Below are 17010 nucleotides of genomic sequence, written 5' to 3' on the forward strand. Positions count from 1 at the left end.
CAGCACACTATTTTGCTAGTGCTAATAAATTATTTTTTTCTTTTTCTGATAGGTAGCGATAAGTTCCTGGCTTCAAACCTTTTAAGCTAAGACTACCAATCGCAATTCTTTCTAAATTTAGAACCTTACTACCTACTGCTTGCAACATTTTTTTCACTTGATTTTTATAACCTTGATGAATTGTTAAGTTAATTAATGTTTCTTGCTTTTTGCTATTTTGCTTAAGAACTTCGACTTCAGCATGAGCAGTTATGATGTTACTGTCAATTTTTACTCCTTTTTCTAATTGCTTGATTTGCATTGGCGTTAAAATTCCCTGACAAGTAACTTGATAGACTTTATTGATTTTATATTTTGGATGCAAAATTTGATTACTAAATTCTCCATCATTAGTCATAAGTAACAATCCTGAAGTATCAAAATCAAGTCGACCAACAGGATAAATTCGGATTTTAATATCTGAAAAATAAGGCATAATCGTTGGTCGATGCTTTGGATCTTTTAAAGTAGTCAAGCAATTAATTGGCTTATAAAATGCTAAATAGATATAGTCATGAAAATGAAGCACTTGATTATTGATGCTAACAACATCACTATCACTAACTTTAGTTCCCAATGTTGTAACTACTTGATTATTCACTTTTACTTTTCCTGATGTAATTAATAATTCAGCTTTTCTGCGTGAACAAAATCCTGAATTAGCAATCACTTTTTGTAGTCTTTGAGTCTGATTATTTGTTTTCATCAGAATAATTATAAATCTCCTGTTCTTCTTCAAAACTAAAATTTGGTAGTTCTGGCAGTTGTGCTAAAGATTCCAATTGAAAATGATCCATGAATTCATTAGTGATGACATAAAGAAATGGTCGACCAGGTAACTCAGTTCTACCTGCTTCACTAATAAAATTTAAACTTTTTAGTTTGCTGACAATTCCGTCACAATTGACACCACGAATTTCTTCAATTTTAGTTTTAGTTACAGGTTGATTATACGCAATAATTGCTAGAGTTTCTAGTGCAGCTTGCGATAAACGTGTGATTGGCTGCTCTTGTAGTACTTGATAGAATTGATGGTGCTTAATTTTAGTTGTCAACTTATATAAGTCACCTAACTTAATGACACTCAATCCAGAACCTTCATCTGCTTCTAGCTTATCTTGCAGTTGACTAATTAGTGCTTCTACTTTAGTTTTTTTCTTAGCTAAATTTAAATAAGTAGCAAGTGCTTCTAAAGATAAGCCTTCTGTACCAGCAATAAATAATAAACCTTGAATAATTGCTGTTAATTCTTGATCAGATAGTTTTTTTTCATTCATTAATGAGTTGCTCCTTTATATTTAATCATGATTTGACCAAAGTTATTTTGCTGTTTGATTATTAAAAATTGATGCTTTGCTAGATCTAAGATAGCAATAAACGTAATAATAAAATAATGCAAACTTAAATCTTCAACTAAAAATAAAGATTCTAAACTGAGGTATTCTTCTTTATTAGATTTAAGAATTTTCTTAATCTCTACAGCACGATCTTCTGCTGAAATTAAATTTAAATTTAAATTTACTGGTAGTTTATTTTCTTTTTGCAGTTGCTTTCATAAATTAATCATTGCTTGTCCCAATTGATTAATGTTATTTTTTGCTAAAATTGATGGTTTACTTGCTTCAGGAAAATATTCTTTTAAATTGCTAGCATCTTTAAAAAACATTTTTTGACGATTTTGTGCCTGTTGCTGAAAGTAACCAGTTATCTCTTTAAATTTTTTATATTCTAAAATACGATTAATTAATTTTTGACGATTAATCTCAGCTTCATAATTACTATCAACTTCTTCAGGTTCAGGAATTGGTAGTAACTGCTTTGATTGTAATTCTAATAAGTAGGCTGCAATTGGAAGATACTCACTGATATGTTCTAGATTGATGTTGCCATCTTGAAAAATAAACTCAAGATACTGCTTAGTTACTACTTGCAAATCAAGATTCAAAATATCCATCTTTTTTTCTTTAATCAAGTGCAACATCAAATCAAGGGGACCTTGAAAATCAGCAATGCTAACAGTTAGTTCTTTCATTTTTCTGCCTTTTCTCCTATTATAGTTATGATAATTATATAATAATAAAAAGTTAATTTTCTAAATTTAAATTTAAAAAAGCCATTAATTGTTTTAATGGCTTTTTAAATCAGGTTGAGAAGATTATGCCTGACTAAGATTTAATTTTATATCATATACTGTACTGTCAATCACTGTATTACTATCAACATGAAACTCAAATTTAACACTAATAAAGAAATAACCCTGAGTATCTGTTGGATTTTTTTTAATAAAAGGAGTTGAACTTTCATTAGGGAATGAAACTCTTTCAGCACTTCAAGTTTCACTACCATTTATTTTACTTGCTGGATAAAAAAGACTAATAATATCAAAGAATTTTTGTTGTACTTTACCTTTTAAAGTAGCATCAACTGTGTAATATTCTTCAAGAGTTTGACTTTCAGTTGGTAATGTTGCTTGTTTAAATTGTAATACTGATTCACCTTGAGTCAACATTGTTGTTATATGATTACTTGCATCATTAATATTCTGTGCAACTTTTAAAGTTTTATCATTTAATATTGCTGAATTTCCTCGTTGATCATAAAGAATTAAATCTAAATGTTGTACTGAACCTGTGATTACTTTCTTTTCATTAATAGTTTCAACACCAGTTAAGTCATAAATTTTAGTTGGAGATGATGGCAATTCAACTGCAATATCAACTCCTGCAACATCAATAAAAGGAACTGGATCAGTTTCAGTAGTATCAATAAATAATGCAGTTCTTAATGGCCCTTCAAAGTATAATTTATTAGCACTAGCATCATCGCTCATTAAACCATCTTTGAATAAAGTTTTAAAATTAAAGACTGGATTTGTAGCTAAATAGGTTGTTAAAGTTGAACCAATCGCATCAATCTTTTGTTTAGGACTTGTCTTATCATTGCTAATCTTAACAACAATAGTAGTTTTAGCTTGTAAACCTTTATAAGTTAAATGAGCATCTAAGTTAATTCTTGATTCAACATTTTCTCCATATTTTCTTTGAAAAGGTGAATTATTTTCTTCAGCAGTAACACTTACTGCTACATCTGGATAACCTCAATTGATATTAGAAGAACTTACTAAACTACTATAGTAATTATTAATTCTATTCTTAACAGGATTAGTTAACGTATTATATAACGTTCCAGTAGCTGGAATTTGTGCTAATAATAAATCTTGAGACATATTAAAAGTATGATCTTGCATTTGACCAACTGCTGAACTTAAAATATCTTGATTTCAAACTGGTTCACTAGTACCACAGGCAACTACTGTTAGTGTTGTACTACTAGCAAAGACTGGGACTAATAAATATTTTAATAACTTTTTCATCAATAACAACTCCACGTGAAAACTTAAAATACTAGAATATTATAAAAGATTTTAAAAAAAATTACATTATTATTTCAAAAATTAATGATTTTAATTTTGGTTTTTTTGCCAAAATGCTAAAAGTTTCTAAAGCCATTGCTTGAAATTGCTTGTGCTGGCTCTTTATTTTATTAGTATGCAATTCAAGAATAATTTGATTTTTCTTAATTTTGTCCCCTTCAACTTGCTTAAGTACTATCCCTGCAGTAGGATCAATCTTAGCATCTTTGACTAATCTTCCTGCTCCTAAAACATTTGAAAGTTCACCTAAAAGATAATTATCAGTAAAACTTAAATACCCATCTCTTGTTGCTTTAATTGGAATAATATACTTTGCTGATTTAGCACTATTGATATTTTTAATATATTCTAAATCTCCACCTTGAGCAACAATAAAATCATAAAAAACTGATAGCGGTTTTAAAGAATCAAACATTTTTATTGCTTCTAATTTAGCTTGCTTCAATTTAAGTTTTTTATTACTTGCTACTAAGGCAAGTGCTGCTAAGCTAACAGATAATTCTTTTAAATCTTCAGGACCTTGATTATTCAAACTTGCTACTGCTTCTTGCACTTCTAAACTATTGCCAATCGTTTTACCTAATGGTTTATTCATATCACTAATAACAGCAATAACTTTTTTATTAAATGCCTTACCAATTTTAATCATCAAATTTGCTAGCTCTCTTGCTTCTTTAATATCACTAACAAAAGCACCACTACCACACTTAACATCTAATAAAATTATATCTGCTCCCATAGCAATTTTTTTACTCATCACACTTGCAGCAATCAATTCTAATGAGTTAACAGTGTCTGAAACATCTCTTAAAGCATAAAGTTTCTTATCTGCTGGGACTAAATTTCCAGTTTGACTGGTAATGCTGAATCCAACTTTGTTGACATCCTTCACAAATTCAGTAACTGATAGTTCATATTTAAAATTAGGAATAGTCGACAACTTATCAATCGTACCACCCGTAACTCCTAATCCTCTACCTGCCATCTTAGTCACTTTTAACCCTAAACTAGCTGCTAAAGGTCCAAACACTAAACTTGTCTTGTCACCAATTCCACCTGTAGAATGCTTATCAACTTTAATTCCTTTAATTTTACTTAAATCTAAAGTCTGACCTGAATTAATCACTGCTTTAGTAAAGGCTACTAATTCTTCATCACTCATTCTTTGAAAATAAACTGCCATAGCTCAAGCAGTAATTTGATAGTCAGGAATACTACCATCAGTAATTCCTTGCACTAAAAATTCTAACTCTTTCTCATTTAAAGCTAATCCTTGTTTCTTTTTATGAATTAAATCCAACATATACATATTACGTAATGTACTCCTCTTATAAATATCTTGCTTCCATTTTAAATTAAAACCCTAATAATTGTAAGAAAAAACTAAATAAATAAAAAATTTCTAATTTGTGAGTTAACTAATTAGAAATTTTTTTCTAAAAGATAGAATTATTAAGGACAACTTTATTTCTTAATTAGCAAATTTTGTTCCACCAGTACCAGCAATTGCTTCTGCAGCATTAGTTAAACTTGCAATTATTGCTACACGGCCTGATTTGCTATTAATAAATTTTAAGGCAGCTTGCACTTTTGGTAGCATGCTACCTGCAGAGAATTGCTTCTCAGCAATATATTTTTCTGCTTCTTCATTAGTTAGAGTATCTAAAGCTTTTTGTTCTGGCTTACCATAATTAATCATCACCTTATCAACCGCTGTTAGGATAATTAATTGATCAGCATCAAGAATTTCAGCAATCTTTTCACTACCAAAATCCTTGTCAATTACCGCAGCAACACCTTCATATCCACTATCATTCTTGATTACTGGAATTCCTCCACCACCAACAGCAATAGTAATAAAACCGTTATCTACTAAATTCTTAATAACATTTTTTTCTAAGATATCCACTGGCATTGGTGAAGCAACAACTCTTCTTCAACCACGATTAGCATCTTCTTTTACTGTTCAATTATTTTTTTGTGCTAATTCTTTTGCTTCTGCTTCTTGATAGAAAGGTCCCACTGGTTTACTAGGATTTTTAAATGCAGAATCACTAGCATCAACCAATGTTTGCGTTACAATCCCAGCAACATCTTTTTTGATATTTCTTTTTAATAATTCTCATTGAATAGCTTGTTGTAAGTGATACGCAATATATCCTTGTGACATACTGCCACATTCAGGAAAAGGCATGTCTGGCAAACTCTTATCATTTTTATTAGCTAAACTGAAACTTAAATTAATCATCCCAACTTGGGGACCATTGCCATGACAAATAATTAAAGTGTTCCCTTTTTCAATGATGTCTACTAAATTCTTAGCAGTTTCTTTTACAATTTCTTTTTGTTCTTGGGGATTATTTCCTAAAGCATTCCCTCCAAGAGCAACAACAATTTTTGCCATTCTCTGACTCCTTTGCTTAACTTATTTGTTTGCTAAAATATTGTGCCACCAATTAAACCACCTAATACTAATAAGATAATTGATGTTGCTGCTAAAATTAATAGTAATGGTCAGATTCCTTTTAACAATTTATCATAACTAATTCTAGAAATTGCCAGTGCTCCCATAACTACTCCGGACGTTGGCGTAAAGAGATTTAAAATTCCACTAGCAAATGAGAAAGCAGTAATCGCACCTGAACCTGTAACATCACTATTTGGCATTGTCATTAAGACCGGACCTAAAATTGGGAAAATTGCCGATGCAAACCCACTAGTTGAAGGAATCAAAAATGAGAGAGGCAAGAATAGAATAAATAAAATTACTAGCAACACAATAGAATTTAATCCTGAAACAGCACTACTCAACCCATTAACAATTAAATCTTGCATATAAGTTCTTTGAAGAATAATTCCAACTCCAGCTGCAGTTGCAATAATTAAACAAACACTTAAAATATCACTTGCTCCAGCAAGATATTTTTGTCAGAATTCACTTTCACTTCTTCAATTGATAGCTCCAACAATCACTGATGACACTAAAAAGAATGCCGCAACATCTTGTAGGCCTCCAAGTCCAAATCCTGGAATAAAAGCTGTCATTCATGGAATGTTTTTATTCATTCATTCTCCAGCACGCTGAAAGTTATCAATTCCTAAAATTGCATCTCAACCAATTAAATAAACAATCATAACTGCTAAAGTCAACCCAAAGACTGCTAAAGAAGTATTTTTTCGTCAATCCATCACAACAACTTCACTAGCACTTTGTAAAAAATATTCTTTATCTGCTTTTGCAGTAGAAAAAGTAATTGAGATTTTATTATTTTTCTTTACTTTTGCTGCATAAATCATCACAAAACTAATAACTACTGCTGTAAGAACTAATCATGAAACCATTCTTCAAACTAACCCGTCACCAGCATTAATATCATACCCTGAATCTTTAATAGCATTAACAGATACTGTAATTAAGAATGGGTTGACAGTTGATCCAATTACCCCAACTCCTGCTCCTAATAAAACAATCATCAGACCAGTAAAAGTATCAAACCCTGCAGCAATCATCAACGGAATCGCAACCATATAAAATCCTAATGATTCTTCTGCCATCCCTTCAACTGACCCACAAATTGAAAAGAACACCATCAAAGGAAGAATTGCTCATAATTCTTTTCCTTTTAATTTACGAGTTATTCATTGCGCTGAACCAATTAAAGATTTAGAAACTAATAAAAGATTGATAAATGCTCCAATTGTTAGAATAAAAATGATGATGTCAGCTTTTTGAATAAATCCTTGCATTGGTGCCCAAAATAAATCGATAATCCCTGCTGCACCAATCTTAATTACCTCAGAAGTCCCATCAGGATTATGATGATCTGTTGTCAACCCCACACCATTTAAAATTCAAGAAATAATAATTATCACAAAAATAATTAGCAACAGCATTGTGAATGCTGTAAACATCTTTAATTTAAAAGGTTTATGCTTTTTGTGTTTTGCTTTATGCACTTCAAACCCCCATATTATTTATTAGTGCTTATAAATCCCCAACTGTTGCTACCATAACAGCCTTAATAGTGTGTAAACGATTTTCAGCTTCATCAAAAACTTTTGATTGTTGTGATTCAAAAACTTCATCAGTTACCTCAAATTCGTTACGATTAAATTTATCTCCCATTTCCTTACCAACTTTTGTTTCTTTGTTGTGATAGGCAGGTAAACAGTGTAAGAAAATTGCACCTGGTTTTGCTGCTGCCATAACTTTTTTATTTACTTGATAAGGTCCTAATAATTCAATTCTTTTAGCTCAAACTTCTTCTGGTTCACCCATTGAAACTCAAACATCAGTATAAATTGCATCAGCATCCTTCGCAGCTGCAATTGGATCTTCACTAAATTCAATAACCGCTCCAGTTGATTTAGCAATCTCTTGACATTTTTTTATTAATTCTTCTTTTGGCCATAAATCTTTTGGTGCCGATCCAACAAAATGTAACCCCATTTTGGCTGAACCAATCATCAATGAATTTCCCATATTATTTCTTGTATCACCATAAAAAACTAACTTCAACCCTTTTAAGTCGTTATTGATATGTTCTTTAATAGTTAAAAAGTCAGCTAAAATTTGTGTTGGATGATACTCATCAGTCAACCCATTTCAAACTGGGACACCAGCATATTTTGCTAGAACTTCTACATCTGTATGTTTTGAACCACGGAATTCAATACCATCATACATTCTTCCTAAAACTCTTGCTGTATCAGCAAATGTTTCTTTGACACCAATTTGTGAACCTGTGCTACCAATATAAGTAACATGTGCACCTTGATCGTAAGCACCAACTTCAAAAGCTGATCTAGTTCTTGTTGACGTCTTTTCAAAAATCAACGCAAAATTTTTCTTTGCCATATATTGTTGCTCTTTTTTAGCTTTTTTATCATTCTTAAGCTTTAAAGCTAATTCTAACAAGTAATTAATTTCTTCTGGTGTGAAATCCAATAATGTTAGGAAGTGTCTACCTTTTAAGTTAACTTTTTTAAGGTCTCCCTTATTATTATCAGAACCTTCTCTTTTCATCTGTCCATTATAATTTCCAGCTGATGATTTTTTAAAGTCTTGCATATCATTCTCATTTTTTTCACTTTTAAATGCTTTATAATTATTAGATTCTTCTTTTTTAAGATCTGACTTGAAATTATCAGAACCTTCTCTTTTCATCTGTCCATTATAATTTCCAGATGCTGAATTTTTAAAGTCTTGCTTATTATTATTGACTTCTTCTTTTTTAATCTCTTCTTTATAATTATCAACTTCTTCTCTGATGAAAGGCATTGACATACATCTTGGCCCTCCTCGTCCACGAGATAATTCTGATGAAGGAATAGTCAAGACTGTTACTCCTGCTTTTTTCAATAAATCAATTGTGACATGATTTCTTTCATAAGCAATTACTTTCCCTGGTTCAACAACAACACAATTTGTTCCATCATTTCATTGTTCTCTACCCGCAGCAATCTCATCTTCACCCCCACATTTAATTAAGGTTACTTTTTGGCCAACTAACTCACTTAAATAAACTTGTAAGTTTTTATCAACTTTTTTCTTTCCTTCTTTAGTAATTTCTCAAAGATTAAACTTATCTAAATAGTTAAAAATCAATGGGTGAACAATAAAAGTAGAATAATCAATATTAGTGAAAACTGTATCTAAATGCATAAAAGCTCGAGCTTTAGGCAAATCAATCACAGCAACATGAGTAAAACTAGCATCAGAATCTTCAAAAAGTCTTTTAGCTAATAATTCAATTGCTTCCATTTCTGTTCTTTGTGACATTCCAACAACTAAAGTTTTTTTATTTAGAACCATGATATCTCCACCTTCAATGTGTGCTTTATCTGTTCTTTCATAATAAAATTTCACTTTATTCTTAAACATCATATTATTTCTAAGAACAAAGTCAGCAAAAAGTGTTTCACGATTTCTTGTCACTGCTCACATTTTATGAACTGTTGCACCATGACCAATACTAGCAAATGGATCTCTTTGAAATAAAATATTTGGTAGTGGATTAGTAATAAATGGATAAGGATCTTGATCTTTGATACTTAATTCAATTTTTTTAGTTCCAGCAATCATATGCTTAACCATCTCTAAATTAGGTTTCTCAACTAAGAAACTACGATATTTAGCTTTATATTCAGGTTTGATATTTGCTTCAGAAATAAATTTATCAATAAATCCATCTCTCAAATCTTTGTTTTCATCTAATGTTTTTGCTACTAGTTCTTCGATATAAAAAACTTCAACTCCATTATTTTTTAAAGTTTCTGCAAAAGCATTATGTTCTCTAATTGCGACTTCTTTAAATGGAATATCATCAAATAATAGTTCCTCTAACAAATCCGGCGTTAAATTTTCAACTTCATCACCTGGACGATGAATTAAAACAGATTTTAACTTACCAATTTCTGAGAAGACACTAATTGGATTAGTACTAATAGGTTTACTCACTAAAAACCCTCCTTATAATTTTTTGACTATAAAGAAAAATATATGCTGCATTTTTCTACACATATATTTTATAATTAAATGGAAAATTTTGTTGAGAAATGATTTTGTTTAGAAAAAAGTTACTTTCTTATTTTTTTATGATTAATTTTGTATTAGCAAAATGATATTTTGTATGACGAAGCAGAAATTTATTTAAGTCTTTAGGCAAAATATCTTTATTATTATTAAAAAAATCAGTTACTGGTTTTCCTGCTCCTAAAGGAACAACTAATTTAATTTCTTCACTAATTTTTTTAATTTCTTCTAAAAATAAATAGCGACTAATAATTGCACTACATGCAACAGCTAAATACTTACTTTCAGCTTTAGTAGTAAAATAAACATTATCTCTAACAATTCGATTTTTATTAGCTTCCATATTTTCTAAATACTTATAGTACAATTTGCTGTCAACAAACTGATCAATCACAATTTTTTCAATATTATTTTTATGTTGTAAAATTTTTACTAAAACTTGATTATGTCCTCATGCTTTAATAACATTCGCATTATATCCTTGTTCAATTCATTGATTATATTTACGATTATTAATCACAACTGATTCAAAAAGAACAATTTTCATAATAGTATTAGCCAATTGATAAATTGTTTTATCATCCAATAATTTAGAATCTTTAATTCCTAATTGACGTAATTTTTCTAACATTCCTGAACCTAGATAGCAACTAGTAACAACAATTGGTCCAAAATAATCGCCTGTACCAACTTCATCATTACCAATAACAAAAGTTTCTTTTTCATCAAAAATATATCAGTAATCACGATATTCAGTAATAATTTCAGATCATGGCCCTTGAAACATAACTTTTTCTTTATACAATGTAATTGTTAAATTATTATATTTATATACTTTTTGAGCATGAATATTTTTACTATCAATCTCATATTCTCGATAATGATTAATTATTTTTTCTTTTTCTTCTTTTGACAAATAAAAAATCATTATTTAGCTCCTTAAATTGAAAAATTTTATTTAACTAAGTTATATTATATAATAAAAATAGTCAATTTGAACCGAAACTATTTAAATTTAAAGGAGTTTTTAATGAAAAATGTTGGTATTGATATTATTGAAATTAATCGTATGCAATTAAAACCTGAATTTATTAAACGTTATCTAAGTCAAGAAGAATGAAAAGAGTTTCAAACTTTAGCAACAGAGTTTAGTAAAAAACAATTTTTAGCTAGTAAATGAGCTTTAAAAGAAGCAATCTATAAAGCACTACCATCAGAACATCTTGTTTTTGATCAAATTAATATCACTGAAAACGAATATGGACAACCGACAGTAAAAATTAAAGACTATCAAATTAGTTTGTCACTTTCTCACAATCAAACTAATGTTGTAGCAATTGCTATTTGTCACTAAAATTTATTTATAAATGGAATAATCTGCATGACATTAAATTTTCTGCTCCTATAATTTAAATTAAGGAGGGAATAAATCTATGATTAATAATGTAATTCTTGTTGGCAGATTAATTTCTGAACCAGAAGCTGTTTCAACAAAAGACAATGTACCAACAAAATGAGCCAAGTTTATTTTAGCAATTGAAAGACCATTTAAAAATCATCAAAATGAATATGAAATAGACTACATCACAATCAAAACTTGACTTGCAAATTGTCAAGAACTTAAAGAATTACTAAAACCAGGAGTAACCTTAGGTCTTAAAGGAAGAATTCAAACTTTTAGTAATAAAACAAATGATTTTTATTATACTGAAATCATTGCTGATAAAATTACCTACATTGAATAAATATTAAAAAAATAAGAGCTATTTAACTCTTATTTTTTTTAATTGGTCTATTTCTTAATTTTGCTAGTGTCTTAGCATAGTAAGTCTCTAAACGTTTTCTTTGTTTTTGATTACGATCAAACATTAAGTTGTTAATTGAAATATAAAAATATTGTAAACCAAATACCAAACCAAAAATTATAATTATTGCTGCAGTAGCAATCAACCAACCATATGGCTGATCAATATTAAAGAAAAAATAAGGATATCAAGTATCTTCAGGTTTACTATCTAAATAACGTAAGTGACCTCTAATTAAAATAACAATTGAATAAATTGCTGGATACAAACCAATTAATCATAAATAATTCTGATGCCATTTTTTAATGGCAATTCTTTCTTTTCCTGAAGTCATGACAAAATTAATAATCATAATAATTGGCATCACTAAATGTAAAATCATTGTGTTAATTCAATGATAGACATCATATTTATCAATATCTTGCACTTGATTAAAAAGACCAACTCAAAATATTATCATTGTAATTGTGATGTAAACTGTTACAGCTAATCTAACTTGAAAAATCGGTAGTATTCTTTTAAAATGCGAATAATAAAGCACCATGGCAAAATAAATTGCTACTAAATAGTTACTTTGTGTTGTAAAGAATGAATAATAGTGACTAACTCTTTCACCAGCTCCTAATTGTTTAGCAACACCAATTGGAAAATAAATTGCCATAATCAAATCAATCACTAAAAAGAGAAATAACATAAGTAGTGCTGATAGGTAAATATAAAAACTTGCCCTTCTACTAATTTTAAAATTCATTATCTCTCTTCTTTCAATTATTAAATTAATTACTAGTATTTATTGTAAAACAACTTCTTCTGTTTTTGAAACATTTTCTTGTTCAACGACTGTTGTCTCAGGCAAGTGCGCTAAAACTTTCAATTCCTTTAATTGAATTGAATTAGTTCTTGTAATATTTGTTCGCTCTCTTAAATCTTCAATTGATTTAAAAGCAGCAAGTTTTCTTGCTTCAACAATTGATTGTGCGTTTACTTCTCCCAATCCATCCAGAACAATAAAAGCTGGAAGAATAAATTTTTGCTTCTCAATTGTTACAACTTGAAAAGTTTTTGTTTCTGATTTTTCAATATCCAAGTTAACAAAACTAATCCCACGAGCATACATTTCTAAAGCAACTTCTAACATTGGCACTAAGTCTTTTTCTTTTTGACTAACTGATGAAGTAGCAGATAATGTTTTCGACCTCATACTTTCTTTGCCTAAACGATTGTTGATGTCTTTTAATTTTGCTGCAATTGCACTCTTACCTGCTAGCATTGTTTCAATATCAAAAATATCAGCACGAGTAGTAAAGTAAGTTGCATAGTATTCATGAGGGTAGTAAACCTTGTATCAAGCAACTCTTCAAGCCATTAAAACATAAGCTGTTGCATGAGCTTTAGGAAACATATATTTAATTTTCTTACAAGAATCAATATATCAATTTGGAACATGATGCTGCTGCATTAATTTTTCATATTCTGGTTTCAAGCCCTTACCTTTTCTTACATCTTCCATAATACTGAAAGCAACTTTAGCAGGCAACTTTTGATACATTAAATATGTCATGATGTCATCTCGACAACCAATCACATCTTTTAATTTTAGTCCTTCTTTAGCAATTAATAATTCAGCATTGTTAATTCAAACATCTGTTCCATGAGACAAACCAGAAATTTGTACCAATTCAGCAAAAGAATTAGGTTTAGTTGCTAGTAGCATTTTTCTAACAAAACCAGTGCCAAACTCAGGAATTCCAATTGCTCCTGTATTTTCACCGTTTAAATCTTCATTAGTGATATTTAAAGCAGATAAGTTTGAAAATAAAGACAGAACCTTATCATCATGATTAGGAATTGTTTTTGGATCAACTCCTGTTAGATCATGTAACATTCTTAAGGCAGTTGGATCAACATGACCTAAAATATCTAATTTTAATAAATTGTCATGAATTGCTTCAAAATCAAAATGAGTTGTTTTTCACGTTGAACTAGTGTCATCAGCAGGATAATTAATTGGTGTAAAATCAGTGATGTCATATTTCTTAGGTACAACAATAATTCCACCTGGATGTTGTCCTGTTGTTCGTTTAATTCCAGTGCAACCTTCACTTAATCATTCTATTGTTGCGTTTCTACTTTTAAATCCTGTTTGATCAACAAAATTCTTAGTAAACCCATAAGCAGTCTTACTTGCAACTGTTGAAATCGTTCCAGCACGAAAAACATTATTTTCACCAAACATTTGTTTTGTAAAATCATGAGCTTTTAATTGATACTCACCAGAAAAGTTCAAATCAATATCAGGTGTTTTATCACCATCAAACCCTAAGAAAGTTTCAAACGGAATATCATGACCATCAACTGTTAGTTCAATATTACATTTAGGACATAACTTTTCAGATAAATCGTAGCCACACTTAGTAACACCATCTGTAACAAATTCACAATAGTGACATTGTAGACAAAGATAATGTGGTTGCAATGGGTTAACTTCAGTGATGTTAGCTAAAGTTGCCACTAAAGAAGAACCAACTGAACCTCTTGAACCTACTAAGTAACCATCTGCAAGAGATTGAGCTACCAATTTATGAGCAATTCAATAAACAACTGCAAACCCATGTGTGATGATAGCATCTAATTCTTTTTTCAAACGATTTTCAATTATTTCTGGTAGCGGGTTACCATATAACTCTCATGCTCTTGTAAAACATAAGTCACGCAATTTCTTATCAACATCAACAATTTCTGGCGTATACAATCCACTCTTAATTGCTTCAACTTTTTCAAATTGATCTGCTAGTAAATTAGTGTTCGTCACAACAATTTCTTTAGTTAGTGCTTCATCTGCTAAAAAACTAAACTCTGCTAGCATTTCATTAGTTGTTCTTAAATGTTGATCTGGATACTCTAAGTCTTGTTTTTTATAATCAAACAATGGATGAGCAACACCGCCAATTCCTTTATTGTTGATGATAATACTACGGAAAATTTTTTGATAGGGTTCAACATAATGTGCGTCACTTGTTGCAACAACAATTTTATTCATTTCTTTGGCACAAGTAATAATTTTTTTAATTACTTCATGCAATTGTGTTTCAGTAAGGTTATTTCGCAATACTAAATGTCGATAAACACTAGGTGGTTGCACCTCAATAAAATCAAATCATTTTAGTTTTTCAATTAGTTCTTCTGTTGATTTATTCATAGCTGTTTCAAAAACACTACCATTAACACAAGCGCTACCAATTAATAAGTTGTCACGATACTTTTCAAGTGCTTCTCTAACAATTTTTGGCGTCTTATAAAAATATGAAGTATGTGAGTCTGAAACTAATTGATAGAGATTTTTCAATCCAGTTTGATTCTTAGCATAAACAGTAATATGTTCACCACGAACTTTATTAGTAATTTTTTCTTCACATAATTCTTTAAAGTTTGTTAGCTCTACTAAATTTTGTTCAGTTTTGATCTTAACTAACATCTTTAAAAATACTTGTGCTAACACATTAGCATCGTAATCAGCTCTATGAGCTGTTTCACTATCATACTTAACACTAAAAGCACGACAAACCGTACCCAAACGATAATATTTTAATTCTGGCTTTAAAACTCGTGCCAATTGTAAAGTATCAACAACTGGATTATCTAATACTGGAAAATCAAATTTTTTAAAAGCAGCTTTTAAAAAGCCCATATCAAAATTAGCATTGTGCGCAACTAAAACTCGATTTGCAAGAATTGCTTTAATTTCATTAATTTTATCTTTCAACATTGGTTTATCAGCTAACATCTCGTTATCAATACTAGTTAGTTCTGTGATGTGACTAGTTACTGGAGTCTCTGGTTTGATTAAAATCGTATTTTGTTCAATCACTGCACCATTTTTAATCACAACATATCCAAATTCAATAATCTCATGATAGTTCACTGAAAGACCTGTTGTTTCTAAGTCAAAAACTAAATATTCTAAATCATCAAGATTACCATTATTAGCATTGTGTACAATATTAAAATCAGCAACCAAATCCATCTCAACTCCATAAATTACTTTAAGATTAGGAAACTTTTTAGCTGTTGCATAAATTTCTGGATAGGCTTGTAAGTTTAAATGATCGCTAAAGGCAATTGCTTTATGACCTCATTGTCCAGCAGTTTGAACATACTGACTAGCATCACTAACTCCATCCATCGCACTCATCTTAGTATGAACATGAAACTCTACTCTTTTTTCTTTTGCACTATCAATTCTTGTTTTTTGCAATGCTGGCACCACAACAAAATCATTCAATCATAAAACATGCTCTTTTGCATAAGTATCATACTTAGCTTGGCCATAAATTTTAATCGTATCTTTTTCTTTAATTGACATCACTAAAGTTTCTTGTTTTTGTGTGGCAAGAAATGCCTTGACAGAAATTGCTTGCTCGTAATCAGTAACTAATAATGTATAAAATCATTTTTTATTTTTAGTGAAGAATTTAGTAATTTTAAGGACAGTACCTGTCACAACAACACTATTAAATACATCACTTTCATCACCAATAAGTTCAGCAATCTTATGAGTATTTTCTTCGTTTACTAAATCAATTTTACTATTGTTGTAAGAACCATAAGAACGTGTTGTTCGTGTTCGTGAAGCAGAAGAACTAACTTTTACTTTTGTTAGTTCTTCTGCAAGTTCTTTATCTAAACTAGGTAATTCAGGTAGTGACAAATCACTATTAACTTTTATCTTTAAATTTTTAAAACCATAGCGAGAAAAATAATTAACAAAACTTGAAAGTTCTTTTGATATTAATTTTGCTGCTGTAGAATTAGGAACTCTAATAATTAAATTACTATCCTTATAAGTAAAAGCATCAAAAGGTAAGTCAGCATAAATTCCTGCTAACAAATGTAATTTATAAATTTTAATGTAATCAAAGTATTCTTTAATCAACTCAAAATCATACTTACTTTCAAGAACACGAAATTCTAAACGAAGCTTATATTCCATCTTTTTTACTTTTTGCTCTAATTCTGCTAGCACTTTTACTGGCAGAAATTTGCTAATCTCCAAATTAATAATTGCTTGTTGATTATGATGATAATACTGAACATTAAATTTACTATTAGAAAAAAATGATCAATGATCATTAAATTCTATTGCTTGAAAAAATTTTGATAACTCTTTTGAAACCATGTCTTCGACCTTTCTTTAAATA

General features: G+C 29.8%; 13 protein-coding genes and 1 pseudogene. 2 read left to right on the top strand and 12 right to left on the bottom strand.

Annotation, left to right across the window (positions count from 1 at the left end; all coding sequences use genetic code 4):
• Window positions 1–7: 7 nt before the first annotated feature.
• The 10 genes and pseudogenes from SPLAT_RS02110 to rnhC form a co-directional block, all read right to left on the bottom strand.
• Window positions 8–745 (bottom strand): pseudouridine synthase, encoded by a 738-nt coding sequence (locus SPLAT_RS02110; RefSeq protein ID WP_168104757.1) that lies wholly within the window; start codon window positions 743–745, stop codon window positions 8–10.
• Window positions 732–1316 carry an SMC-Scp complex subunit ScpB gene (gene scpB, locus SPLAT_RS02115; RefSeq protein WP_168104758.1) on the bottom strand — a complete coding sequence of 195 codons (585 nt, stop codon included), beginning with the start codon at window positions 1314–1316 and terminating at the stop codon, window positions 732–734. Before scpB ends, SPLAT_RS02110 begins: the two co-directional genes overlap by 14 nt.
• Window positions 1316–2071, bottom strand: a complete 756-nt coding sequence (locus tag SPLAT_RS02120) for a segregation and condensation protein A (protein WP_168104759.1) — start codon at window positions 2069–2071, stop codon at window positions 1316–1318. Before SPLAT_RS02120 ends, scpB begins: the two co-directional genes overlap by 1 nt.
• Window positions 2072–2194: 123 nt before the next feature.
• Window positions 2195–3412 carry a hypothetical protein gene (locus SPLAT_RS02125; RefSeq protein ID WP_168104760.1) on the bottom strand — a complete coding sequence of 406 codons (1218 nt, stop codon included), beginning with the start codon at window positions 3410–3412 and terminating at the stop codon, window positions 2195–2197.
• 61 nt (window positions 3413–3473) lie between these two features.
• A complete protein-coding gene (locus SPLAT_RS02130; protein ID WP_168104761.1) occupies window positions 3474–4775 on the bottom strand; it encodes a thymidine phosphorylase in 1302 nt (433 codons plus the stop codon).
• 168 nt (window positions 4776–4943) lie between these two features.
• Entirely contained in the window at window positions 4944–5876 is a 933-nt protein-coding gene (gene arcC / locus SPLAT_RS02135) for a carbamate kinase (protein ID WP_168104762.1), read from the bottom strand.
• A 32-nt stretch (window positions 5877–5908) separates the two neighbouring features.
• Window positions 5909–7429 carry a YfcC family protein gene (locus SPLAT_RS02140; RefSeq protein WP_220190933.1) on the bottom strand — a complete coding sequence of 507 codons (1521 nt, stop codon included), beginning with the start codon at window positions 7427–7429 and terminating at the stop codon, window positions 5909–5911.
• Window positions 7430–7457: 28 nt separating this feature from the next.
• Entirely contained in the window at window positions 7458–8498 is a 1041-nt protein-coding gene (gene argF, locus SPLAT_RS02145) for an ornithine carbamoyltransferase (protein WP_168104979.1), read from the bottom strand.
• 252 nt (window positions 8499–8750) lie between these two features.
• A pseudogene (locus tag SPLAT_RS02150) lies at window positions 8751–9932 on the bottom strand (arginine deiminase); the annotation flags it as partial.
• A gap of 127 nt (window positions 9933–10059) precedes the next feature.
• Window positions 10060–10935, bottom strand: coding sequence for a ribonuclease HIII (gene rnhC, locus SPLAT_RS02155; RefSeq protein ID WP_168104763.1), 876 nt, complete (start codon window positions 10933–10935; stop codon window positions 10060–10062).
• A 102-nt stretch (window positions 10936–11037) separates the two neighbouring features.
• Here rnhC and SPLAT_RS02160 point away from each other — a divergent pair, with 102 nt between their 5' ends.
• Both SPLAT_RS02160 and SPLAT_RS02165 read left to right on the top strand, forming a co-directional pair.
• On the top strand, window positions 11038–11361 hold the full coding sequence (locus tag SPLAT_RS02160) for a holo-ACP synthase (protein WP_168104764.1): 324 nt from the start codon (window positions 11038–11040) through the stop codon (window positions 11359–11361).
• 79 nt (window positions 11362–11440) lie between these two features.
• Window positions 11441–11752, top strand: a complete 312-nt coding sequence (locus tag SPLAT_RS02165; RefSeq protein WP_168104765.1) for a single-stranded DNA-binding protein — start codon at window positions 11441–11443, stop codon at window positions 11750–11752.
• A 22-nt stretch (window positions 11753–11774) separates the two neighbouring features.
• On the opposite strand, the gene SPLAT_RS02170 is transcribed toward SPLAT_RS02165, so the two are convergent.
• Together SPLAT_RS02170 and SPLAT_RS02175 are read right to left on the bottom strand one after the other, a co-directional pair.
• Window positions 11775–12563 (bottom strand): Pr6Pr family membrane protein, encoded by a 789-nt coding sequence (locus SPLAT_RS02170; RefSeq protein WP_168104766.1) that lies wholly within the window; start codon window positions 12561–12563, stop codon window positions 11775–11777.
• 39 nt (window positions 12564–12602) lie between these two features.
• Window positions 12603–16988 (bottom strand): PolC-type DNA polymerase III, encoded by a 4386-nt coding sequence (locus SPLAT_RS02175; protein ID WP_168104767.1) that lies wholly within the window; start codon window positions 16986–16988, stop codon window positions 12603–12605.
• Window positions 16989–17010 lie beyond the last annotated feature (22 nt).

The sequence above is a fragment of the Spiroplasma platyhelix PALS-1 genome, assembly GCF_021496725.1.
Lineage (GTDB): Bacteria > Bacillota_I > Bacilli_A > Mycoplasmatales > VBWQ01 > Spiroplasma_D > Spiroplasma_D platyhelix.